This is a genomic window from Mesobacillus subterraneus (genome assembly GCF_003937825.1).
Lineage (GTDB): Bacteria > Bacillota > Bacilli > Bacillales > Cytobacillaceae > Mesobacillus > Mesobacillus subterraneus.
Genome location: NZ_RSFW01000038.1, coordinates 1 through 20,713, shown reverse-complemented (window position 1 = coordinate 20,713; position 20,713 = coordinate 1). Strand labels below are relative to the sequence as shown.

General features: G+C 44.3%; 23 protein-coding genes, 2 tRNA genes and 1 rRNA gene. 10 read left to right on the top strand and 16 right to left on the bottom strand.

The window, feature by feature from the left end; all coding sequences use genetic code 11:
* Positions 1 to 342: 342 nt before the first annotated feature.
* The 3 genes from EJA10_RS22880 to EJA10_RS22870 all read right to left on the bottom strand — a co-directional run bounded on the left by EJA10_RS22880 (position 343) and on the right by EJA10_RS22870 (position 3,494).
* A complete protein-coding gene (locus EJA10_RS22880; protein ID WP_125482323.1) occupies positions 343 to 717 on the bottom strand; it encodes a hypothetical protein in 375 nt (124 codons plus the stop codon).
* A 179-nt stretch (positions 718 to 896) separates the two neighbouring features.
* A complete protein-coding gene (locus EJA10_RS22875; RefSeq protein ID WP_170169228.1) occupies positions 897 to 2,327 on the bottom strand; it encodes an esterase/lipase family protein in 1,431 nt (476 codons plus the stop codon).
* A 171-nt stretch (positions 2,328 to 2,498) separates the two neighbouring features.
* Positions 2,499 to 3,494, bottom strand: a complete 996-nt coding sequence (locus EJA10_RS22870) for an ABC transporter substrate-binding protein (protein WP_125482321.1) — start codon at positions 3,492 to 3,494, stop codon at positions 2,499 to 2,501.
* 260 nt (positions 3,495 to 3,754) lie between these two features.
* Between EJA10_RS22870 and EJA10_RS22865 the strand changes: the two genes are divergently transcribed.
* Positions 3,755 to 4,279, top strand: coding sequence for an ECF transporter S component (locus EJA10_RS22865; protein ID WP_125482320.1), 525 nt, complete (start codon positions 3,755 to 3,757; stop codon positions 4,277 to 4,279).
* A 57-nt stretch (positions 4,280 to 4,336) separates the two neighbouring features.
* Here the strand turns inward: EJA10_RS22865 and EJA10_RS22860 are convergent, their stop codons facing one another.
* On the bottom strand, positions 4,337 to 4,702 hold the full coding sequence (locus EJA10_RS22860) for a hypothetical protein (protein WP_125482319.1): 366 nt from the start codon (positions 4,700 to 4,702) through the stop codon (positions 4,337 to 4,339).
* Positions 4,703 to 5,339: 637 nt separating this feature from the next.
* Positions 5,340 to 6,047, bottom strand: a complete 708-nt coding sequence (locus EJA10_RS22855) for an SH3 domain-containing protein (RefSeq protein ID WP_125482318.1) — start codon at positions 6,045 to 6,047, stop codon at positions 5,340 to 5,342.
* Between the two features lie 417 nt (positions 6,048 to 6,464).
* Here EJA10_RS22855 and EJA10_RS22850 point away from each other — a divergent pair, with 417 nt between their 5' ends.
* The 6 genes from EJA10_RS22850 (at position 6,465) to EJA10_RS22825 (ending at position 10,195) form a co-directional block, all read left to right on the top strand.
* Positions 6,465 to 6,674, top strand: coding sequence for a YuzF family protein (locus tag EJA10_RS22850; protein WP_125482317.1), 210 nt, complete (start codon positions 6,465 to 6,467; stop codon positions 6,672 to 6,674).
* Positions 6,675 to 6,698: 24 nt separating this feature from the next.
* Positions 6,699 to 7,589, top strand: a complete 891-nt coding sequence (locus tag EJA10_RS22845) for a manganese catalase family protein (RefSeq protein ID WP_125482316.1) — start codon at positions 6,699 to 6,701, stop codon at positions 7,587 to 7,589.
* 1,030 nt (positions 7,590 to 8,619) lie between these two features.
* A complete protein-coding gene (locus tag EJA10_RS22840; RefSeq protein ID WP_125482315.1) occupies positions 8,620 to 9,006 on the top strand; it encodes a hypothetical protein in 387 nt (128 codons plus the stop codon).
* 46 nt (positions 9,007 to 9,052) lie between these two features.
* Complete coding sequence (locus tag EJA10_RS22835) at positions 9,053 to 9,442, top strand: hypothetical protein (protein ID WP_125482314.1); 390 nt, start codon at positions 9,053 to 9,055, stop codon at positions 9,440 to 9,442.
* Between the two features lie 67 nt (positions 9,443 to 9,509).
* Positions 9,510 to 9,794 carry a hypothetical protein gene (locus tag EJA10_RS22830; RefSeq protein ID WP_125482313.1) on the top strand — a complete coding sequence of 95 codons (285 nt, stop codon included), beginning with the start codon at positions 9,510 to 9,512 and terminating at the stop codon, positions 9,792 to 9,794.
* A gap of 89 nt (positions 9,795 to 9,883) precedes the next feature.
* Complete coding sequence (locus EJA10_RS22825; protein WP_246017935.1) at positions 9,884 to 10,195, top strand: tyrosine-type recombinase/integrase; 312 nt, start codon at positions 9,884 to 9,886, stop codon at positions 10,193 to 10,195.
* A gap of 98 nt (positions 10,196 to 10,293) precedes the next feature.
* On the opposite strand, the gene groL is transcribed toward EJA10_RS22825, so the two are convergent.
* Positions 10,294 to 11,922 carry a chaperonin GroEL gene (groL, locus tag EJA10_RS22820; protein WP_125482312.1) on the bottom strand — a complete coding sequence of 543 codons (1,629 nt, stop codon included), beginning with the start codon at positions 11,920 to 11,922 and terminating at the stop codon, positions 10,294 to 10,296.
* Between the two features lie 163 nt (positions 11,923 to 12,085).
* Positions 12,086 to 12,370, bottom strand: coding sequence for a co-chaperone GroES (gene groES / locus EJA10_RS22815; protein ID WP_125482311.1), 285 nt, complete (start codon positions 12,368 to 12,370; stop codon positions 12,086 to 12,088).
* A 395-nt stretch (positions 12,371 to 12,765) separates the two neighbouring features.
* Here groES and EJA10_RS22810 point away from each other — a divergent pair, with 395 nt between their 5' ends.
* Positions 12,766 to 13,497 carry a CPBP family intramembrane glutamic endopeptidase gene (locus EJA10_RS22810; protein ID WP_125482310.1) on the top strand — a complete coding sequence of 244 codons (732 nt, stop codon included), beginning with the start codon at positions 12,766 to 12,768 and terminating at the stop codon, positions 13,495 to 13,497.
* A 3-nt stretch (positions 13,498 to 13,500) separates the two neighbouring features.
* Positions 13,501 to 13,701, top strand: a complete 201-nt coding sequence (locus EJA10_RS22805) for a YdiK family protein (protein WP_125482309.1) — start codon at positions 13,501 to 13,503, stop codon at positions 13,699 to 13,701.
* 26 nt (positions 13,702 to 13,727) lie between these two features.
* Here EJA10_RS22805 and EJA10_RS22800 read toward each other — a convergent pair whose 3' ends face one another.
* Entirely contained in the window at positions 13,728 to 14,384 is a 657-nt protein-coding gene (locus EJA10_RS22800) for a redox-sensing transcriptional repressor Rex (RefSeq protein ID WP_125482308.1), read from the bottom strand.
* 28 nt (positions 14,385 to 14,412) lie between these two features.
* Positions 14,413 to 14,907: a cyclic pyranopterin monophosphate synthase MoaC gene (gene moaC, locus EJA10_RS22795; protein WP_125482307.1), complete on the bottom strand. Its 495-nt coding sequence runs from the start codon at positions 14,905 to 14,907 to the stop codon at positions 14,413 to 14,415.
* Positions 14,908 to 15,090: 183 nt separating this feature from the next.
* Between moaC and abc-f the strand changes: the two genes are divergently transcribed.
* Positions 15,091 to 17,019, top strand: coding sequence for a ribosomal protection-like ABC-F family protein (abc-f, locus tag EJA10_RS22790; RefSeq protein WP_125482306.1), 1,929 nt, complete (start codon positions 15,091 to 15,093; stop codon positions 17,017 to 17,019).
* Positions 17,020 to 17,440: 421 nt separating this feature from the next.
* Here abc-f and tsaD read toward each other — a convergent pair whose 3' ends face one another.
* The 7 genes from tsaD to rrf all read right to left on the bottom strand — a co-directional run bounded on the left by tsaD (position 17,441) and on the right by rrf (position 20,607).
* Positions 17,441 to 18,475 carry a tRNA (adenosine(37)-N6)-threonylcarbamoyltransferase complex transferase subunit TsaD gene (gene tsaD / locus EJA10_RS22785; RefSeq protein WP_125482305.1) on the bottom strand — a complete coding sequence of 345 codons (1,035 nt, stop codon included), beginning with the start codon at positions 18,473 to 18,475 and terminating at the stop codon, positions 17,441 to 17,443.
* Positions 18,475 to 18,924 (bottom strand): ribosomal protein S18-alanine N-acetyltransferase, encoded by a 450-nt coding sequence (gene rimI / locus EJA10_RS22780; RefSeq protein WP_125482304.1) that lies wholly within the window; start codon positions 18,922 to 18,924, stop codon positions 18,475 to 18,477. The genes tsaD and rimI overlap by 1 nt, the downstream gene beginning before the upstream one ends.
* Positions 18,925 to 18,937: 13 nt before the next feature.
* Positions 18,938 to 19,639 carry a tRNA (adenosine(37)-N6)-threonylcarbamoyltransferase complex dimerization subunit type 1 TsaB gene (tsaB, locus tag EJA10_RS22775; RefSeq protein ID WP_125482303.1) on the bottom strand — a complete coding sequence of 234 codons (702 nt, stop codon included), beginning with the start codon at positions 19,637 to 19,639 and terminating at the stop codon, positions 18,938 to 18,940.
* Positions 19,636 to 20,091: a tRNA (adenosine(37)-N6)-threonylcarbamoyltransferase complex ATPase subunit type 1 TsaE gene (tsaE, locus tag EJA10_RS22770; RefSeq protein ID WP_125482302.1), complete on the bottom strand. Its 456-nt coding sequence runs from the start codon at positions 20,089 to 20,091 to the stop codon at positions 19,636 to 19,638. The genes tsaB and tsaE overlap by 4 nt, the downstream gene beginning before the upstream one ends.
* Before the next feature lie 183 nt (positions 20,092 to 20,274).
* Positions 20,275 to 20,350: transfer RNA gene (locus tag EJA10_RS22765), tRNA-Asp, on the bottom strand.
* Between the two features lie 22 nt (positions 20,351 to 20,372).
* Positions 20,373 to 20,446: transfer RNA gene (locus tag EJA10_RS22760), tRNA-Met, on the bottom strand.
* A gap of 45 nt (positions 20,447 to 20,491) precedes the next feature.
* Positions 20,492 to 20,607, bottom strand: a 5S ribosomal RNA gene (gene rrf, locus EJA10_RS22755).
* Between the last annotated feature and the right edge of the window lie 106 nt (positions 20,608 to 20,713).

Genomic DNA, 20,713 nt, shown 5'->3' with positions numbered 1-20,713 from the left:
TTTCTCCTCTATTCCTTTCAACCTGTCCGATTGGAGCGTGCTCTCGGACAACTTTCTCCTCTATTCCTTTCGACCTGTCCGATTGGAGCGTGTTCTCGGACAACTTTCTCCTCTATTCCTTTCAACCTGTCCAATTGAAGCGCTCTCTCGGACAACTTTCTCCTCTATTCCTTGCAACCTGTCCGATTGAAGCGCTCTCTCGGACAACTTTCACCTATATTCCTTGCAACCTGTCCGATTGAGGCGTTCTCTTGAAAGCAATAAACTCTACGAAAAGAACCACAAATAAAAAACGGCTTCATCACTAGAAACCGTTCATCAAACCCTATTAGAATCCCCATCCTAGCTTGCGGCTTTCGGAATAGCCCCCATGCCCTCCAGGATGATTCTCGCATCTGTATTCAAATATGCTTCTATATCACTTCGCAGGAACAGCAGGGAATGGTCCCTGATGACAACCTTGAGGCCTCTCAAATCAAACTTTGAGGCATAGCTGTTCACCGCGTTGATGACCGCCATGTCTTTCCTTGTCAGCGGCTGCTGTCCCGCCTCGATTCTTTTCGTTAAAAACTCAAGCAGCTCGCGCGCATTCCTTTTCAAATGGCTGCGATTCTCGTTCAGGATTTCGATGTTCCCTTCCATATATCTTCTCGCAGCAGCAAAGTCGAGTTCCTCGACACTATTGTTGATCCTGGCAACCAAATCCAAAACGTGCATGACCTTCTCCTCCTGGTGTACATACTCTGCTTTCCCTTTATATCGACCCTTCTCCCAACTGCTCCACACCTTATGTAAAAATTAGTCAATTCGACTTATAGTCCAAGGGGTAATAGTAGGCCATTGGGTGGTGCGTCAGTCTAACAGCTAAGGCGGCTGAGGATCCAGCCGCCCCTGCCTTATCTATGAATCTTTCCGTTTCCGTCCACGTAGATCGACTCAATGATCGTCCGTTCAAATGGCTTGCCTTTGGCGTCGAAGCCAGTTACTTCTGTGGTCAAGTTATAAACTCCAGGCTCTTTCAAGTCTCCATCGGCAATCTTGCCTGCTTTCACTCCTTTTCCTGCTTCTTTCAGCTTCTTATTCTGATCCTGCTTATAGTGAACCCACTCTGTTTTATAGGTTGCTTTCACATTCATTTTCTGCTTCAACTCCCCACCGAGAGGGCTGTCGATTCTTACGATGAAAAGGTATGCTGCGGCCGGCCCAGTAACATTCCACTTTCCACTTTCAGGCTTGTCGATTTCAAACTGGTGGACCCAGGCACCCTTGAAAAATCCACTTGTGTCCTGGGTTACTTTTACCGGCTTATATTCTCTGCCGTCCGGTCCTTTCAATTTAAGCGAAGGCAGCAGCTTGTCGCTCAGGAACGCGAGCTGGAAGCTGTCTGCTCCATCTTCGACCACAAATCCGTCCTTGATGGCTTTGTCCGCCTTGCCTCCTCTGACAATCTGGCTGGTTTCAGGTTCCGCTGTTACCTTGCTACTGGAAAAAGCGGTAGCGCCAGATGGCTGGGCCGCCATTGTATAAGGTTTAAACACGGAGAAAGTATGAGACCCTTCCCGGATGGTTGTATGGTTCCAGGAGCTCTCTCGGACAATTGTTCCGCCTGGCAAACGGGAGCTTGCGACGGTAACAACCCCATCATTCGCGCCATAGCTGCTCAAATACAGTCCGCCCCAATACAAAGCACTGCCAAACGACCCCCATTTGGTGCCGCCAAGAGTGTAGTAGCGATTCAGCTGGATTTCGGCCCGTCCGTCCGTAACGCTGCGGAAGTAACTCATATTCCCGGTCATAAGTGAACGGGTCGCGTCATTATTGTTGCCAAGCAGCGCTGCCAGCCACCAGGCCGAAGAGCTGTGAGCAAGGTCGGAAAGTTGTGTGCCATGATGAGGTGATGAAAGCGTGATGACATTTGAAACATACTGGTGCGCCCCATAGTGGACGAGCGCGGTCTGCGTGTCGACTCCGCCCTTGCTGTGTCCTACCACCACCAGCTTCTTATTCCCGAAGTGCCGATAGATTTCCTGGAGCTTTCCAGCGAGCATCGCACCATTTTGCCACATATCCTTTTCCGGATACAGGTCAATGAACGCGGTCTGATAGCCATTGGCCAGCGCGGTTTCATACATGTCATTTCCGTCCCACCAAATGGCTGCTGAGCTGTTATAGCCATGGACGAAGACAATCGGCGATTTCGCCGGATCCACCCACGAAGGCTGGGCCCCCACATACCATGTACCTGGAGTGCCGGAGGTTCCTTTTCCCAAATCACCCGCTCTCGCTCCAAGCGGGACCATCAGCAATATAACCAGCAATAATGACATTATTCTCTTGCTCCTTCGCAAACCCATACCCCTCCCATTTTTAGTCATCCTTAAAAAGTATGAAGGTGTGAAAATAGTATGCAGGGTAATTCGGTTCATTTAGAATGGGAAAATAGTATTATTGTGCCAGCTGAAAAAAGATAACCTGCCAGTAACCCGGCAGGCCTCCTTTTATTCTCCAACAATCTTGGCATCTTTCAGCATATCATCCGTAAGGGTAATCCCTTCCTCCTCGGCGGCTTTCTTGTTAATGATCAGCTCGAGGTTTTCCGGGAAGCCAACCGGTATCTCGCTTGGTTTCTTTCCTTTCAAAATCTCCACAGCCATTTTACCCGTCGTGTAGCCAAGATCATGATAATCAAAGCCATAAGACGCAAAGGTTCCGCGTTTAACAGAATCTCCTTCCCCTACAAAAGTCGGAATATCTTTATCATTCGCTACGGTGATGACAGATTCCAATGCCGCAACAACGGTGTTGTCCTTCGGGATATACATGACATCCACACGGCCGACCATCGATTCGGCCGCCTGCTTCACTTCAGAACTTGCAGAAATCGTGGTTTCGACTGCTTCAAGACCTGCTTCCTTGAGGGCTTCCCTTGCATTCTTCACGTTCACGACAGAGTTCGGCTCTCCATTGTTATAGATAATGCCAACCTTTTTCGCATCTGGAACAAATTTTTTGATTGCCGCAATAGTGTTCTTGATTGCATCAGGATGAGTATCCGATGTACCTGTCGCGTTCCCACCCGGTTTTTCCATACTTTCTACCAGTTCCGCTCCCACAGGGTCGGTAATCGCCGTAAACAGGACTGGAATATCCTTAGTCGCCTGGACGACAGACTGCGCGCTCGGTGTCGCAATCGCCAAAATCAGATCATTCTTGTCTGCAACCAGCTTCTGGGCAATTGAAGCATTATTGTTCATATCGCCCTGCGCGTTCTGGTAATCAATCTTCAGATTCTTTCCTTCTTCATACCCGGCATCCTTAAGCGCTTCGATAAAACCCTCCCTCGCTGCATCAAGGGATGGATGCTCCACAATCTGGGTAATCCCGATTTTTACGGTTTTCTCTTTTTCGTCTCCACTTGCCTGGTTGCTGCCGCCCCCGCATGCAGCAAGCATCAGCATTGCCCCGCTCAACAAAACTGCCAAACTCTTTTTCATTCTTCTTCCTCCCCAAATTCATGAAAATGATTGTGTGCATTCTAGGTGAATGAAAAAGCAGACACTCCTCCTCGAGATGTTTTTATATTTTTTATAATATTCTGATATTAACACGTGCAACCAGCTTGGACAATAGCGGATTTTGGAGGCTTTTGACGATTTATCACCTTTTACCATTGGAAATATAGTAAATATATATTTATTAAATGCGAAAATAGCAGTATCATTATACTAAAAATAGAAAGAGGTTTAGCTATTATATGAATGCAGTAACCACAGCAAAAGAATCGACTAAAACAAGAACTTTAGTCATCAATGCACTTTTCATCGCTCTTACCGTTGTAGCCACCATGTTCATTAACATAAGGCTCCCAATCATGGGGAACGGAGGCCTGATTCACCTTGGGAACATCCCTCTGTTTATCGCAGCATTCGTTTTCGGCAGGAAAACAGGAGCCATTGCAGGTGCTTTCGGTATGGGTCTTTTCGATATATTATCAGGATGGGCATTGTGGGCTCCCTTCACCTTCATCATCGTTGGTGCAATGGGCTATGTAGCCGGTCTTCTGGCTGAAAAAATGCCAGGCAAAAAAGTATTGGTCTTTTCAGTGGCAGTGATCGTTGCCATGCTTATTAAGGTCGTAGGCTATTATATAGCTGAAGTTGTTCTATACGGCAACTGGGTACAGCCATTCGGTTCCATACCGGGCAATGTGATGCAGGTCGTACTGGCAGGCATCATCGTCATACCGATTGTTGCACGAATAAAGAAAAGAGTTATTTAGAATTAATATAGCAACGTTAAAACTTCACCCGAAAAGTAGAATCACCTGAAAGATGATCTATTTTATCGGGTGTTTTTTAGTGAGATTGTCACCCAGTCGTTCATTAGCTGCACTTCTATTGATTACGCCGGCGGTTATATTTAACCAAACAACCTTATTATTACAGTTGAGTGGTATATTGCTTATCCTTGCAAACTCGCCTTCCGTAGTCGGTATAGGAATTTCTAGATTGTCGAATTGATATATATTACCGTTCACATGAAACCCAGATAAATATTGATCTCCCTTTTGCCATTGAGGCATACAATCACAAGGGTTTTCATTAACATTTTTGCAGCAGCATTGACTTTTGCATGAATCCTTCTTGTTTTTTTTGTGACTTGAATCATCATAGTATAGAACCCCTTTATCCTTACTAGACATAGTAATCACCTCCTTTCTTTAGTGGATTACTATATTAGATTCGATTAGGAAGCTAAACGACTCGGCACTTTTCCTGCTATAAAAATACAATTCTTACAAATTCAAAAAATGTGTGTCATTGTTGTGCCCCATATAGGGTTATATAAAAGTTGGATTTTTTTAAAAAAACACCCCATAAAGCTAAGCATTTCAAAGAATGCAGCTCTATGGGGTGTTTTATTATTTATAACACCTGATTAAATAAAATAAATCGAATTCAAGCTCGATTTCTAAATTGTTTTTTGTCGATATTTCTCGGGAAATGTTAATTGTTGAGGGAGAAACAGAACAAAAGGAGATTAGCATTGCACTATTTGCCACGCATATCTTTTGTTGGTAATTAACGCAAATGAATTACTCACTGCCCTTCCAATTCACTAAACGTTACAAGCGATTGCAATGCGGTCTGCAAGGGTCCTGCCACTATTTTGAATGGTGATTCTTCGAGCGATATGTAAGTTCTTTATCTCTTTCCTTTGATTGAGCTTAGATCGTCAGGCGATACGCTGTATTAATCATGTAATAAAGCTATACAACTTCATTTATCATTTAACCTTAATGTATAGCTCTATCAGAATATATTTTGAAGCTTAACGCGTTATTTCCTGAATAAAGAGAAAAACCATCCAGTTTTTTGATTTTGGTTTTGGAGCTCTTCTTTTAAACGTTTATTGAATTCATTTTGAGATACCCATTCTTTCTTCTGTTCTTCCTGCATTTTTTGCAATTCTTTTTGCAAGAATTCACTTCTTTCCTTTTCTTGTGCCAGCAAATTTTCATATTGTGTATTTTGCTGCTCCGATAATCTTTCTATCTTAGCGTTCGTCCTTTGCGCTGAATTTCCAATGCTTGAACTTATAACATGATGATCCTGCTGAAGCTGGGCTACCGTCGTTTTAAGTTTTGTTAAATCGTTCGTCAGCTGGACATTCATTTCACGTGTCGCCGCAAGTTCTTTAGCCAAAAACATCAAGACTTCTTTTATTTGATTGGGATCCTGAGGTAATTGTTCATATGTATCGCCTGTCGCTATCTCAGTTCCAGCGTTTCCTTCTAATCTATCTTTTTGCTCTTCCACCAAATCCTTGGCTGTATCGTCCAGCGGCTTGTCCGTATCGCGCAGCGCTATAAGCGCTTGAATATCCGCTTCCACAAAGATGCGCCGATCGCCATCCTTTAAAAACTCATATCCATTTCGTTCCAGTATTTGCCCGTACTTTCGGACGGTGGGAGTGGCAATCCCCACTTCCTCAGCCACTTCCTTTGTAGAAAAAGCCCGTTCATTCGGTCGTATATCGTTTCGCATATCGCACCTCCATTCTTTAAATATGAAGGTTTCTCACCACTTTTGCAAGAGTCATATCGCTCATATAGAGCAAAAAATGGAACAAATGCTCTGCATATGCTGTATCGCCTGACGATTCATGCCTTTACTCTTTTAATAACTTCGTATGTTGGTCACTACTCTCGCAAAAAGCCGATATCACCCCTATATCGGAAAAGTAGTGATAGGCTGACGAATCGCAGTGATTCACAGCAATTTCGTAGTTATGGCAATACGGCGGTACCCTAACTATTTATAACAGACTCCTCGCGAATTTGACCTATACGGCCTATTGCCGCTTATATTCTTCAGGAGAAAAAGAGTCAAATGCTTGTTAGTCTTTTTTCATTTCATGAGTCATATACTCAGTAAGAATGACTTTAATATAGGAGGATATCAATGGCAAACAACGACTTGTTAAGCTTCTATGATCCCTATGTTTATCAGACACTATCAACCATTGTTGGTCAATTAGTTACTGTTCAAACCATAAGAGGCAGCGTTCGTGGCTCTTTGCAAATGGTCATGCCAGATCACATAGTTGTCGAATCTAACGGAACACCCTTTTTTATTCGTACCCAGCAAATTATTTGGGTTTTTCCTGGTTAACAAAAGGGATGTGGAGGGGAAATAATGTTTAAAAGAATAAATAAATTGGCAATTGAACTTCCTACACCTGCACACGGCGATATGAATGCTGCTGCTGCAGTGCAAGAGCTCCTTGGTGGCAAATTTGGGGAGATGTCTACCTTAAATAACTATATGTTTCAGTCTTTTAACTTCAGAAATAAGAAAAAGCTAAAGCCCTTCTATGAGTTAGTGGCAAGCATTACAGCAGAAGAATTTGGCCACGTAGAACTAGTATCAAATACGATTAATCTGTTATCGGTGGGCAATACTTTTCCAGGAGATCCGGATATCACTCCACTTCAGAATGGGCTGGATGCGAGAAACACCCACCATTTTATTTCTACTGCTCAAACGGCTATACCAGGTGATTCAATGGGAAGGCCCTGGACTGGTGATAATGTTTTTAACAGTGGTAATCTGGTTTTGGATTTAACACATAACTTTTTCCTTGAGATTGGTGCACGTACACACAAAATGAGAGTTTATGAGATGACTGATAACCCGGTTGCCAGGACAATGATTGGGTATTTGCTTGTTCGTGGAGGAACACATGTCCTCGCTTATGCGAAAGCAATCGAAATTGCTACAGGGGTAGACTTGACGAAGATGCTTCCAGTTCCAAATCTTGATAACTCAAAGTTTGATTATGCAAGACCATTCATAGAACAAGGCTTAAGCAATGTGCTATATACATGGAGCGAAACAGAATACAGGGATATCGGAATGATTTGGAAAGGAACAAATCCGGAAAATGGGCAACAGCTTGAAGTGAAAATCGGCACTCCTGAAGGCGGGCCAATTCCAGACTTAGAGGAGCTGCCTGAAGAATTTGCTCCTGGTATCACCAGGGACGATTATGAATTAATCAAAAAACGGTTAATGGCAAAATTATAATGAATTTATTGCAGGAAAAATATAAGACCAGATTCTGCGATCGCGGAATCTGGTCTTTCTTCTTTGTTTTGTTTGCATGTTAGGGAGCTTTCATTTTGGCTCTGTTAAAGCTGGTTTGTTGATTTTCGTTCCATGCGCTTCGCTTTCCGCGCGGAAGAATTATGAAAAGCTCAACTGCCGGCTTTTTCAAAGATTAAATTCTTCCTTGTAGTCGGAGAGCCTCTTCGGCGCTTTTTGCGCCTGCGGGGTCTCCCCATGCCTTGCTCATCCCGCAGGACTTTATATTTGCTTCCTCGGACATACCCACGCACGATGGAAATGCGTTAGCATTTTCGGATGAGTCTGCGCGCCTTCCACTACAATCTACAGGGCTTTAAAACAACATTGGGCTTAACAGAGCCTTCATAAAACCCATTTCCTCTAGGAAGCTTATATCAGGAGAACAGCCGTAAAGCTAAATACACGCTCATTTTCTTGCTTTTTGACATGATCGCTGTCACAGCAAGAATCACTTTATAGGCCATACAGATGACTACAAAAAATCGCAAGAAATGAAAAGAGACTTCCCAAAAGTTAATTAAACTAATGAGGAAGCCTCTTTTAATTGCCTTATGATAGCAACCCCTTATATTCCAAGGGATTAAGCAGCTATTACATCATGCCGACCATATAGTTACAAACTCTAATATATTTAACCATAGGAGAAACAAACTACGTAAAATCAACGTTTTGTAAGAACCAGGTGTAATATCTTTAACCAGAAAATAATTCGATTTATTATATTTCCTTAGGAAAATGGTAGCATGCTGTTATCATAACAAAAGCGATGCAATGTATATGCATCGCTTTTGTTATGCATCCTCTCTCATTCCCCTAAGACCGACTACTATTATCGCAAGAGTTCCCCAAATACGCGCCAGACTCAATTTTTGTGCATAATTGTACGAATCTACTGAGCCATTAGCCAACTCAAATTATAGTACTTCTTAATATGATGTAGGGACAACCTCAAGAAGGGAGGAAAAACACAATGTCAACCAAAGATAAAAGCAAAAATTGCAACTGTGAAAAGATGGTTGTACTGCGAGAAGCTTTCGGTGAAATATTTAGACCGTGTGACGGAAACACGTACACTTTAATTGAAGCAACTGCAACACCAATGGAAAACGTAGTTGCAGAGATAGGAAACTTTGGAGATTGCTCTGTTACGTTTCATTTCCTGCAAGAAAACGGCGGAACGATTAATAAAACTGTCCCGGCTAACACAGGAGTTCGAGTGGTTCAAATCCCGGGCCGTATCCTCTTGGTCTCAGTTACATGCAATTGTCCATGTGGAACAGGCAGTCAATGTGACGCTGGCGCATTTGTGACTTTTTCACAGTGTGTTTGCTGCTGTCCTGATGACCATGATGACTAACCGGCTTGACCCGAATATTACATTCTACAGAAGGCAGGTGAATACAATGTCAAGTAAAGATAAATATCTAAAGAACAAAGAAAGAAAATCTAAAACTGGTGAATGTGAATCAGTTGTTCGATTTGGATTTGCTTCGTTTTTTGGTGATTGTGACGGAAATACCCATACTTTGGTGGAAGCCAATATAAGACCGCTGGAAAATCTGATACCAGAGATAGAGAACTTTGGAGATTGCCCTGTTACGCTTCACTTCCTGCAACAAAATGGCGGAACGATTGATAAAACCGTTCAACCCGGAGACCTTATAACAATTTCAATTCCGGGACGGATCATACTCGTAACTGCTACATGTGAATGCCCATGCGGTTCGGGCGAGCCTACAGGTGTATGTGATATTGAAGTTTTCTTCACCTATATAGAGTGCATCTGTTGCTGAGCTTCCTACGATCATTAACAAATAGAATGACAAGATGATGCCTGGCTGGAATAGGAGGTGATTTGAATTGGAAAAATCCGATCTGGGGTTTCTAAAAAGACAGGTCCGAAGCATAAAAATGAGCCGCAGAAAAAAAGAAAAAGTAAATGAGAAAATCGACGAGATGATGAATGCGGTTGAACAATCGTCGATGGATAACGGCAAAATAATGGAACAATTTCAGCAAATTTTAACAATAATAAAATCTGAGAAAAAAGTACCCAGATATACAACAGAGAAATCTAGCCAACACAAATGGGCGCTTTCCAGGATAAAACGATTATACCGTCAACAGAAATCGAACATGGGTTAAATTGAACTTTTGGACCGTTATAAAGATGTTAAGGGAGCATAAACGACATCAAAAAGAGTTTATGATGAAAAATAGGCTGTTCTATCGTGATGAGAATTTTTACTTTCACTGGAGAAGAAGGGTATCCACTGCCGATTAAACTCGTTATGACACGTTTACAACGCTTATTGAAAAAGACGAACATTACTAAACATATTACCCTTCATAGTTTTAGGCACACTCATACTTCACTTCTAATTGAAGCTGGCGTAGATATAAAAGCAATTCAACATCGTGTTGGACATACCGATATAAATACAACCATGAACATTTATGCTCACATGACTAAAAATATGAAAGAAAAGGCCTCTCAAGCGTTCAGTGAACGAATGAAAGGCCTCTCTCAGAAACTTATTTTGTAGTTTAAAACATTAAAATAAGTTTCGATGTCAACAAAATGTTAACAAATCAATAGTCACTTACTCTAAAACCCTTAAGCGACAAGGGTTTTTTCTTTTTATTACATCATGCCGCCCATTCCGCCCATACCGCTCATGTCAGGCATTCCAGCGCCTTTTTCTTCTGGAAGGTCTGCAACTACTGCTTCAGTAGTCAGGAACATAGCAGATACGGATGCTGCGTTTTGAAGTGCAGAGCGTGTAACTTTAGTTGGGTCAACGATACCAGCTTCGATCATGTTTACCCACTCGCCAGTTGCAGCGTTAAAGCCTGTTCCGACTTCTTCGCGCTTCAGGCGCTCAACGATGACAGAGCCTTCAAGGCCTGCGTTGTGAGCGATCTGGCGAACTGGCTCTTCCATTGCGCGAAGGACGATGTTTACGCCAGTAGCTTCGTCACCTTCTGCCTGGATTTCAGATACTTTGTTGTATACATTCAGAAGCGCTACGCCACCGCCTGATACGATACCTTCTTCAACTGCAGCGCGAGTTGAGTTAAGGGCATCTTCAATGCGAAGCTTGCGTTCTTTCAATTCAGTTTCAGTAGCAGCACCAACCTTGATGACTGCAACGCCGCCAGCAAGCTTAGCAAGGCGCTCTTGCAGCTTTTCACGGTCAAATTCAGAAGTTGTTTCTTCCATTTGAACACGGATCTGGTTTACGCGGCTTTCGATCTGAGCGCTGTCTCCAGCACCTTCAACGATAGTTGTGTTTTCTTTTGAAACGACGACTTTAGAAGCGCGGCCCAAAGATGTGATTGTCGCAGATTTAAGATCACGGCCAAGCTCTTCAGTGATCACTTCACCGCCAGTCAATGCAGCGATGTCTTCAAGCATAGCCTTACGGCGGTCACCGAAGCCAGGTGCCTTGACAGCAACTGCGTTGAATGTTCCGCGAAGCTTGTTGACTACTAATGTAGCAAGTGCTTCACCTTCAACATCTTCAGCAACAAGCAATAATGGCTTGCCTTGCTGAACAACCTGCTCAAGAACAGGAAGGATTTCCTGGATGCTGCCGATTTTCTTGTCAGTGATCAGGATATATGGATTTTCAAGAACTGCTTCCATTTTGTCAGAATCAGTGACCATGTAAGGAGATGCATATCCGCGGTCGAACTGCATACCTTCAACGACATCCAATTCTGTAGTGAAGCCTTTGGATTCTTCGATTGTGATAACGCCGTCGTTGCCAACGCGCTCCATTGCTTCTGCAATCAATTGGCCAACCTCTTCGTCAGCAGCAGAGATTGCCGCAACTTGTGCGATCGAAGCTTTGCCTTCGATTGGCTTAGAAATAGCCTTTAACTCTTCAACTGCTGTAACGACAGCCTTTTCCATACCTTTACGGATGCCCATTGGGTTAGCTCCAGCCGTTACGTTCTTAAGGCCTTCACGGATCATCGCTTGAGCAAGAACTGTTGCAGTAGTTGTACCGTCACCAGCAACATCGTTAGTCTTGCTTGCTACTTCAGCAACAAGCTTAGCACCCATGTTTTCGAATGCATCTTCAAGCTCGATTTCTTTCGCGATCGTTACACCATCGTTCGTGATCAGTGGTGAACCGAACTTCTTCTCAAGAACCACGTTGCGTCCCTTTGGTCCAAGAGTTACTTTTACTGCGTTTGCAAGAGAATCAACCCCGCGAAGCATCGCGCGGCGTGCTTCTTCACTGAACTTAATTTCCTTTGCCATCGTAAAAAAACCTCCTCGAAATTTTGTATTCTATATTACTTCAGTGTCCAGCTCCAGCGCCTAGTCCCTCGAGTCGCTTCGGTATGTCCAATGAAGTCAAAGAACGACTTCACCGGCCATCCCTCCAGCGCTTTTCGGGCCTGACCAAGGCGCTTCCGCTTTTCTATTCCACTACAGCAAGAATGTCGTTTTCACGTAGGATCAGGTACTCAGTTCCCTGGTACTTCACTTCTGTGCCTGCGTATTTTGAGAAGATAATGCGGTCGCCGACTGCAACTTCAAGTGCAACGCGCTCGCCGTTGTCAAGAACGCGGCCAGTACCTACAGCTACGACTTTACCTTCTTGAGGTTTTTCTTTCGCTGTGTCGGGTAAAACGATACCGCTTGCAGTTTTTTCTTCAGACTCAACAAGCTCGATAATAATACGATCTCCTAGTGGCTTGATCAAGTGAAACAACCTCCTCAAATTATATGTAGATTTTTTATTATTAGCACTCTCCTCGATAGAGTGCTAACACAATTTATATAATAATGAATCTCGTTTTTTTTTGCAAGCATGAAGTCCAATTTTTTTTGTAAAATTTACCCCCTATTTTCAGAGTGATATCCTGCGACAGAATACGCCATTTTTCACGCTTCTTCCCAACAGCCTGGCTAAAAGGCCACCTTAAAGAGTATGCCGAATCTGCAGATTTTTTAACCTGAAATTTGATCTTACAGCTGATATTTGAACTTTACTTAGGATTACTAGTAAAATGGGTAGATAGCGTGTTTAAACAAGCTAGCATGTATCCGATGGAACATCATAAAAATAGAGGGAAAACAATAAAGGAGATATCCATATTGAAGAGGGAATACTGGTACGTCATTATCGCCTATATCGTCATGCAGCTATCAAGCTTGATCGGCATCCCGCTGGTCGCTGTCATCGGGGCTGCAATGGGAAAAAGCCTTGAGGAAATGGAGACCCTGTCGATTCCATACTGGCTGGTAACCAGCTTTACACTTACCCTGATCATCATTCTTTTCATTTTAAGGAAGGAACGAAAAACAGAGGCCGATTTACGTGGGGCGGCTTCACCAGCAACGTCTGCTGGCTGGGCATTTGCCGGCGTGTTTCTTGCCATGTTTGCCCAATCGATTGCAGCAAGCATCGAAAACATGCTTGGCATTGAGATGGGCTCCGAGAACACCCAGGAAATCATCAAACTGATCGAGAGGTTCCCGATCGTCATCCTGGTCAGCTCGATCATTGGGCCGATCCTGGAGGAAATCGTCTTCCGGAAAATCATCTTCGGCAGCCTGCATAAGAAAATGAACTTCTTCTTTGCCGCTTTGATCAGCTCCGCCATTTTTGCGCTCGCCCATATGGAGCCAGAGCATGTCATTTTATACTCAGCCATGGGCTTTACCTTTGCGTTTCTCTATGTAAAAACAAAACGGATCATCGTTCCGATCATTGCCCATGTTACAATGAATACAATGGTTGTCCTGCTTCAGTCCGTATTCAGGGAAGACATTGAGAGAATGATAAAAGAAGCAGAGAAAATTCAAAGCTTTATTGGGGGATTTTAAGTTATGAAGCAATCGCCTTTATTTTCAGGCATTGTCTACATCTTGTTAGGCAGCTTATTCACCTATTTCGCGGTCCAGAATGTCAACGAGTCAGGCTGGGGATTTTTCAGCTATTTACTGGTCGCCCTTGCCACATTTGATTTCGGCTCCGGCATCCGGATGATTCTGTTCCACTTCAAACTTAAACAAATGCAGAAAAAATAGCTCCTTCATCACGAAGGAGCTATTTTTTATTCTTCTGAATCACTGTCTGTCGGATAATGCTTAAGGAAATAAATCAAGGACTGCAATTCAACCGCCAGGTCAATATGGTGGATCCTGATGGATGGCGGGACATTCAGCCTTGCCGGTGTGAAGTTCAGGATGCCCTTGATATTCGCCTGCACGAGGCGGTCTGTGATCGGCTGTGCAACTGCGGACGGAACCGTCAGGATGGCCACCTGGATATCCTGCTCGACCACTACCTTGTCCAGGTCATCCATATGATATACCGGCACATCGCCAATTTGTGTCCCGACCTTATCAGCGTCCACATCAAACGCAATCTCGATCTTCGTATTATTATTTTTTGAAAAATTATAGTTCAGAAACGCCGTTCCCAGGTTTCCGACCCCAATCAGGGCAACTTTGGTCAGTTCATCCTGATCCAGTGTCTTTCTGAAAAACGAAAGTAGATAATTCACATTGTAGCCGTACCCCTTTTTACCTAAAGCTCCAAAGTAGGAAAAATCCCTTCTGATCGTCGCTGAATCTACTTTTACTGCTTCGCTTAATTCTGCGGATGATACTCGCTGCTTGCCTGAAGAATGCAGGTTCAATAAGAACCGATAGTATAGCGGCAAGCGTTTTGCAGTTGCCTGCGGAATCTTCATCGCATCATTTGTCATTCGCCATCCTCCACCCTGTTCGAATTTTCTATTTTAGTTTTTCTTCTCTCATAAAATCGCCGTTTTTCCCGCCTGTTTTCTCGACCAGGTAGGTCTTGCCGATTACCATGCCCTTTTCGACGGCCTTGCACATATCATAAACAGTCAGCGCGCACGCTGAAGCTGCTGTTAACGCTTCCATTTCTACACCGGTATTCCCTTTTGTTTTTACAGCTGCGCTGATATTTAAAATATACTCTTTCCCATTTTGCTCCCAATCGAACGAAAGGTCAATCCCTGTCAGTGGAATTGGGTGGCACATCGGAATGATTTCCGACGTTTTTTTCGCCGCCATGATGCCGGCAACCTGTGCTACAGCCAGGACGTCGCCTTTTTTCATTTTATTTTCAGTGATCCTCATATATATATCTTCGTTCACAGCGATGCTTGAATGGGCGATAGCCGTACGCACCGTCTCCGGTTTGTCGCTTACATCCACCATTTTTGCCCTGCCTTCTTCATTAAAATGCGTAAATTCTGCCATGTTCAAGCTCCTTTCATCAAAATGATACACTATTTTTTCTAACTTGTGTGTGAACTTTGTTTCTATCTTCACAATAAACTTGATGTTTTTTCCATTGTCCCTTCCCGCACCCTGCAGTTCACACATATTGCCGTGCCTATTGGAATGGGTTACACTATCTCTAAGGCAATAGAGGTGAAAATAATGATATTATTACAGGTTAATCAGCTATCAAAATATTTTGCGGCTGATCTTATTTTATCGAATATAAAGTTTGAAATACAGACCAACGACCGCGTAGCTCTAGTTGGCCGGAACGGTGCCGGCAAATCGACCCTGCTGAAAATTATCGCCGGCTACGAATCTCATGACGGCGGCGAAATCATTCGTCCAAAAGGCACAACGATCGGCTATCTCGCGCAAAACACCGGGCTTGAATCCGAGAAAAGCATCTGGGACGAAATGCTGGCCGTTTTCAGCCATCTGCACAGCATGGAAAAGGACTTGCGCCGTCTGGAGGAGAAAATGTCGGATCCTGACATCCTGTCGAATCAGACAGAGTACGACAGGGTCCTGAAGGAGTATGACCTTTTGCAGGTTCAATTCAAGGAAAAAGGCGGCTATCAATATGAAGCGGATATCCGTTCCGTCCTGCATGGCCTGAACTTCCATTCCTTTGATTATTCCACAAAAATATCCACTTTAAGCGGTGGACAGAAAACACGGCTCGCTTTGGCAAAGCTTTTGCTGACCCGTCCGGATATTTTGATCCTGGATGAACCGACGAACCACCTGGACATAGATACCCTTTCCTGGCTGGAGCAGTATTTGCAGGGATACGACGGAGCGATTCTGATTGTTTCCCATGACCGCTACTTCCTGGATAAAGTCGTCAATCAGGTATATGAAATTTCACGCCATCAGCTGACAAGGTTCCCCGGCAATTACAGCTCGTATCTCGAACAAAAGGCCGCGAATTATGAACGTGACTTGAAATTGTATGAAAAACAGCAAGACGAGATCGCCAAGCTGCAGGATTTTATCCAGCGGAACCTTGCGCGTGCCTCGACGACGAAACGAGCCCAGAGCCGCCGCAAGCAGCTTGAGAAAATTGACCGTATGGACAGGCCTTTAGGCGATGAAAAATCGGCTTCATTCAGCTTCCAGATCGAGCGTCAGAGCGGCAATGATGTCCTCAAGGTCAACAGCTTGTCCGTTGGCTATAATCAAGAAGTCGTGTCCGAAAATATCACCTTCAGCCTTTCTCGTGGCGACAGCAGTGCGCTCGTTGGGCCGAACGGTGTCGGGAAATCGACGCTGTTAAAAACCATCGTCGAAAAGCTGCCTTCGCTTTCCGGCAGCATCCAATACGGCTCCAATGTAAGTATCGGTTATTATGATCAGGAACAGGCAGAGTTGAGTTCCAATAAAAAGGTACTGAATGAGCTGTGGGATGAGTACCCAATGAAAACGGAAAAAGAAATTCGCACCGTCCTGGGGAACTTCCTGTTCTCCGGTGATGATGTGTCCAAAATTGTTTCAACCCTGAGCGGCGGTGAAAAAGCCCGTTTGGCTCTTGCCAAGCTGATGCTGCAGAAATGCAATTTATTGATTTTGGACGAGCCGACGAACCACCTGGATCTGGACAGCAAGGAAGTTCTCGAGAACGCCCTGATCGATTATCCTGGCACCATTCTGTTCGTCTCGCATGACCGTTATTTTATCAACAGGATTTCCACAAAGGTCATCGAGCTGGACCGTTCCGGTGCAACCGAATATCTCGGCGATTATGATTATTATATTGATAAAAAGCTCGAACAAGAAGAGCTCCAGGCATTGGCCGCACAGGAAGCCAAAGCTGCTGGAAACGCTATGGACAACTCGAAGCAGGACAAGACCTCCTACCAGCAGGACAAAGAAGCCAAAAAACTGGAGCGCCAGCGTAAACGCCGTATGGAAGAAGTCGAAGCAACGATTGAACAGCTCGAGCAGGAAGTTGCCGAATACGAGGAACTGCTTTGTAAACCGGAAATCTTTCAGGACCATGAAAAGGCAAGCGAACTTAACAATAAAATAGAAGCCGCCAAGGAAAAACTCGATGAATTGATGGAAGAGTGGGCAGAGCTGGCATAATATACGAAGTTATCCACAAAAACCGGGCAGATGATGCCCGGTTTTTTGTGTGTAAGAATTTTGTGCGCCCGTTCCATCACTACGATTATGCCGTATATCTCTACGAATCGAACAGGAATCATTACTATTTCTCCTCTTTTCACTACGAAAAGAGCCCTTAATCATTGCGATTTTATTGGTCATCACTACTTGATTCAATTCTCTCCCAGCAAATTGTTTCACTTTCAAACAGGAAAAAAAGTCCCGGTTCAAAACCGGGACTTTTTGTTCACATAGTTATTCACATAACAAAGTCTGTATTATAGGTTATCCATAGACTTTTCCACATTATCCACAAAACAAGCTTTTTTTATCCACATTATACACAAAGAAGAGCACATTTCATTTACATATCCACAGAAGAGTCTGACAAAGATATTTTTTATCTGCTACTTTCGTTGTGGATAGTTATCTCCAGGCCCGGGTTTCCATTCAGTGTTAAGTCTGCCCTCTGCCCTTTTTCAAATAAAACACTTCCTGCCGCCGCAATCATCGCCGCATTATCTGTGCATAAAGACAAGGGAGGAATGATAATTTCCACATCCATGTCTGCAAAAGTTGTGGATAAAGTTTCTCTTAACCCCTTATTAGCAGCAACACCGCCAGCCAAAAGGACCTGTTTTACTTCATATTCCTTAACAGCTTTTACTGTTTTCGTCACAAGAACATCAATCACGCTCTCCTGGAAGCTCGCTGCAAGCTCCTCAGGCACAATTTTCTCTCCGCGCTGCTGAGCGTTGTGCACGACATTGATCACGGCTGATTTCAATCCGCTAAAGCTGAAATCATAAGAACCTTCCTCCAGCCAGGCACGAGGCAGGTCGATTGTTGCCTTCCCCTCATGCGCCAGCCTGTCAATGTGCGGTCCACCCGGGTAAGGAAGGTTCAAGGTGCGTGCAACCTTATCATAGGCCTCACCAGCGGCGTCATCCCGAGTCTCTCCAATCACCTCGAAGTGTCCATGCTCCTTCATATACACAAGCTCTGTGTGCCCGCCGGATACGACAAGCGAAAGCAGCGGGAACTCCATTTCTGCTACAAGACGATTCGCATAAATATGTCCCGCTATGTGATGCACTCCAACTAGAGGGATGTTGTTCGCGAACGCCAATGCTTTCGCCGCATTAACACCGATCAATAACGCCCCTACCAGGCCAGGCCCTTCCGTGACGGCAATTGCATCCAGTTCTTTGACATCCACTTTCGCCTGAGCCAGTGCCTCTTCCAATACCATCGTCATTTGTTCAACATGATGGCGTGACGCGATTTCCGGTACTACTCCGCCAAACCGTTTGTGGCTCTCAATCTGGGAAGCCACCACATTGGCGAGGATTTCCCGCCCGTTTTTTACGATTGCCACAGCAGTTTCATCACAGCTTGTCTCTATTCCCATTATTAACTGGTCTTTTATTGTCATTATAAATTCACCCACATTACTATTGCGTCTTCCATATTGTCTGTATAATATTGCTTCCTGATGGCCCCTTCTTCAAATCCAAACTTGCGGTACAGATTCTGAGCCCGTTCATTGCTCACCCTGACTTCCAGTGTTACCCTTAAAGCCCCCAGCTCGCGAGCAAGCTCCATCACTCGGGCAAACAGGGCCTCTCCCAGCTTCAATCCGCGGTATTCAGGCAACAAAGCGATATTCGTGATATGAGCCTCATCGACAATGATCCACACACCACAGTAACCAACCACCGTATGGTCCACTTCCACCACCAGATATTGCGCGAACTGATTCTTGGTCAATTCATTGAAAAAAGCTTCCCTGCTCCAGGGAGTCGCAAAGGAATGCACCTCTATCTCCATTACGTCATTCAGATCATCCACGGTCATATTCCGGAACGTTATCGTCTTATTCATCTTCTCTTCCCACTTATTTATTATTCTCTTGCGCCTTCAGCCAATTAGCCTCTGCTTCCGCAAGTCTGATATAATTCGGCACAAATGTATGGAGGTCCACAGGCTCCTTGTCCCGTCCTAATAATGCAAGCTCAGCAGGCCTAGGGTTATGTTCGGTAATCTCTGCAAAAATGGCTTTGTCACCAAGTCCATCCTTGATCACTTGTTCATGCAGCTTCAAATCATTGCTAGTGAACAGAACCTTGTGATCCATTTCGTTAAGCATCTTAACCCAATCAACCGACAAAACGAGCTGATCCTCTTTCTCCACCAGCAACTTCTGATTTTCAAACTTGTATAAACCTGTATAAATCTGCCCCCGCCTCGCATCAAAAAAAGGCGATACGTATCCATCAAAATACCGGCCAGCCGATGCAGCTGCCACCTCAAGGCTTGAAACCCCGGTTAAAGGAATCTTCAGCGTCCATGCCAGTGTCTTGGCTATGGTTACCCCAATCCGTACACCGGTATACGAACCCGGGCCTTCGGCAACAACAATTTTCGATAAGTCACCCGGCTTCACGCCGCATTCGTCCATCAATGTCTGAATCGCCGGCATGACGCGGACAGAATGGTTCTTTTTAATATTGGATATATATTCGCCCAAAACCGTTTCGCCGTCCAGGAGACCGATCCCTAGGACATAATTGGACGTATCAATCGATAATACCTTCATTTAAAAATCTCCTTACACAATTCTTCATAACGGTCGCCTTTCGGCTCAGCAACGATTCTCCGCGCACCATTTTCCTCAAGATACAGCTGAATCAGCAGCAACTCTTCAGGCAGCTGTTCCTCAATTAGGTGAGCCCATTCTACAACCGTTACACCAACACCTTCAAAGTATTCATCAAAACCAAGATCTTCAAACGCATCCTCCACACGATAGACATCCATATGGTACAAGGGAAGTTTTCCCTGGTATTCTTTAATGATGGTAAAAGTAGGGCTGTTGACATTGCGGGTAATCCCCAAGCCTTCTGCAAGCCCCTTCGTAAAAGTAGTCTTTCCTGCTCCTAAATCACCCTCAAGAGCAATCACGTCTCCCGCCTGGAGATGCTCAGCAAGCCTTTTAGCAAAATCCCTCGTTTGCTCAGGCTGCTCAGTTTTAAATTGATAAGTGGCCATTATTTATCACCTGACTAATTTAATAATACAAAAAAACCTTAGGATACTTCCTAAGGATAAGATTCTATATATGTAGTTTACACGATTTACGTAGGACGGGCAAAAAAACCAGCCACTTTTCCTTTTGAAGCAAATAAAAAAACGAAACCATGTTTCGTCTATCATTCTGCCACTCTATGAAAATGGCGGTCCCGACCGGGATCGAACCGGCGATCTCCTGCGTGACAGGCAGGCATGTTAACCGCTACACCACGGGACCATTATGTAAAAAAGATGGATTATTGCGGGGGCAGGATTTGAACCTGCGACCTTCGGGTTATGAGCCCGACGAGCTACCGGGCTGCTCCACCCCGCGTCGATAATAATAGTATATGTTATAATCCATTAAATTGTGCAAACAGCCCGGCGGCGTCCTACTCTCACAGGGGGAAACCCCCAACTACCATCGGCGCTGAGAAGCTTAACTTCCGTGTTCGGTATGGGAACGGGTGTGACCTTCTCGCCATCGCCACCAGACTATTTGATTGAGGTTTTATTCCCTCAAAACTAGATAATGTGTAAGAAGAATTACAGAAGAACGAATGATCAATTTGGTTAAGTCCTCGAACGATTAGTATCAGTC

What these genes read in the sequence shown, in the direction of transcription:
- EJA10_RS22880 (WP_125482323.1), bottom strand. Translation starts at nt 717, where the DNA reads ATGCACGTTTTGGATTTGGTTGCCAGGATCAACAATAGTGTCGAGGAA.
- EJA10_RS22875 (WP_170169228.1), bottom strand. Translation starts at nt 2,327, where the DNA reads ATGTCATTATTGCTGGTTATATTGCTGATGGTCCCGCTTGGAGCGAGA.
- EJA10_RS22870 (WP_125482321.1), bottom strand. Translation starts at nt 3,494, where the DNA reads ATGAAAAAGAGTTTGGCAGTTTTGTTGAGCGGGGCAATGCTGATGCTT.
- EJA10_RS22865 (WP_125482320.1), top strand. Translation starts at nt 3,755, where the DNA reads ATGAATGCAGTAACCACAGCAAAAGAATCGACTAAAACAAGAACTTTA.
- EJA10_RS22860 (WP_125482319.1), bottom strand. Translation starts at nt 4,702, where the DNA reads ATGTCTAGTAAGGATAAAGGGGTTCTATACTATGATGATTCAAGTCAC.
- EJA10_RS22855 (WP_125482318.1), bottom strand. Translation starts at nt 6,047, where the DNA reads ATGCGAAACGATATACGACCGAATGAACGGGCTTTTTCTACAAAGGAA.
- EJA10_RS22850 (WP_125482317.1), top strand. Translation starts at nt 6,465, where the DNA reads ATGGCAAACAACGACTTGTTAAGCTTCTATGATCCCTATGTTTATCAG.
- EJA10_RS22845 (WP_125482316.1), top strand. Translation starts at nt 6,699, where the DNA reads ATGTTTAAAAGAATAAATAAATTGGCAATTGAACTTCCTACACCTGCA.
- EJA10_RS22840 (WP_125482315.1), top strand. Translation starts at nt 8,620, where the DNA reads ATGTCAACCAAAGATAAAAGCAAAAATTGCAACTGTGAAAAGATGGTT.
- EJA10_RS22835 (WP_125482314.1), top strand. Translation starts at nt 9,053, where the DNA reads ATGTCAAGTAAAGATAAATATCTAAAGAACAAAGAAAGAAAATCTAAA.
- EJA10_RS22825 (WP_246017935.1), top strand. Translation starts at nt 9,884, where the DNA reads ATGAGAATTTTTACTTTCACTGGAGAAGAAGGGTATCCACTGCCGATT.
- groL (WP_125482312.1), bottom strand. Translation starts at nt 11,922, where the DNA reads ATGGCAAAGGAAATTAAGTTCAGTGAAGAAGCACGCCGCGCGATGCTT.
- EJA10_RS22805 (WP_125482309.1), top strand. Translation starts at nt 13,501, where the DNA reads ATGAAGCAATCGCCTTTATTTTCAGGCATTGTCTACATCTTGTTAGGC.
- EJA10_RS22800 (WP_125482308.1), bottom strand. Translation starts at nt 14,384, where the DNA reads ATGACAAATGATGCGATGAAGATTCCGCAGGCAACTGCAAAACGCTTG.
- moaC (WP_125482307.1), bottom strand. Translation starts at nt 14,907, where the DNA reads ATGGCAGAATTTACGCATTTTAATGAAGAAGGCAGGGCAAAAATGGTG.
- abc-f (WP_125482306.1), top strand. Translation starts at nt 15,091, where the DNA reads ATGATATTATTACAGGTTAATCAGCTATCAAAATATTTTGCGGCTGAT.
- tsaD (WP_125482305.1), bottom strand. Translation starts at nt 18,475, where the DNA reads ATGACAATAAAAGACCAGTTAATAATGGGAATAGAGACAAGCTGTGAT.
- rimI (WP_125482304.1), bottom strand. Translation starts at nt 18,924, where the DNA reads ATGAATAAGACGATAACGTTCCGGAATATGACCGTGGATGATCTGAAT.
- tsaB (WP_125482303.1), bottom strand. Translation starts at nt 19,639, where the DNA reads ATGAAGGTATTATCGATTGATACGTCCAATTATGTCCTAGGGATCGGT.
- tsaE (WP_125482302.1), bottom strand. Translation starts at nt 20,091, where the DNA reads ATGGCCACTTATCAATTTAAAACTGAGCAGCCTGAGCAAACGAGGGAT.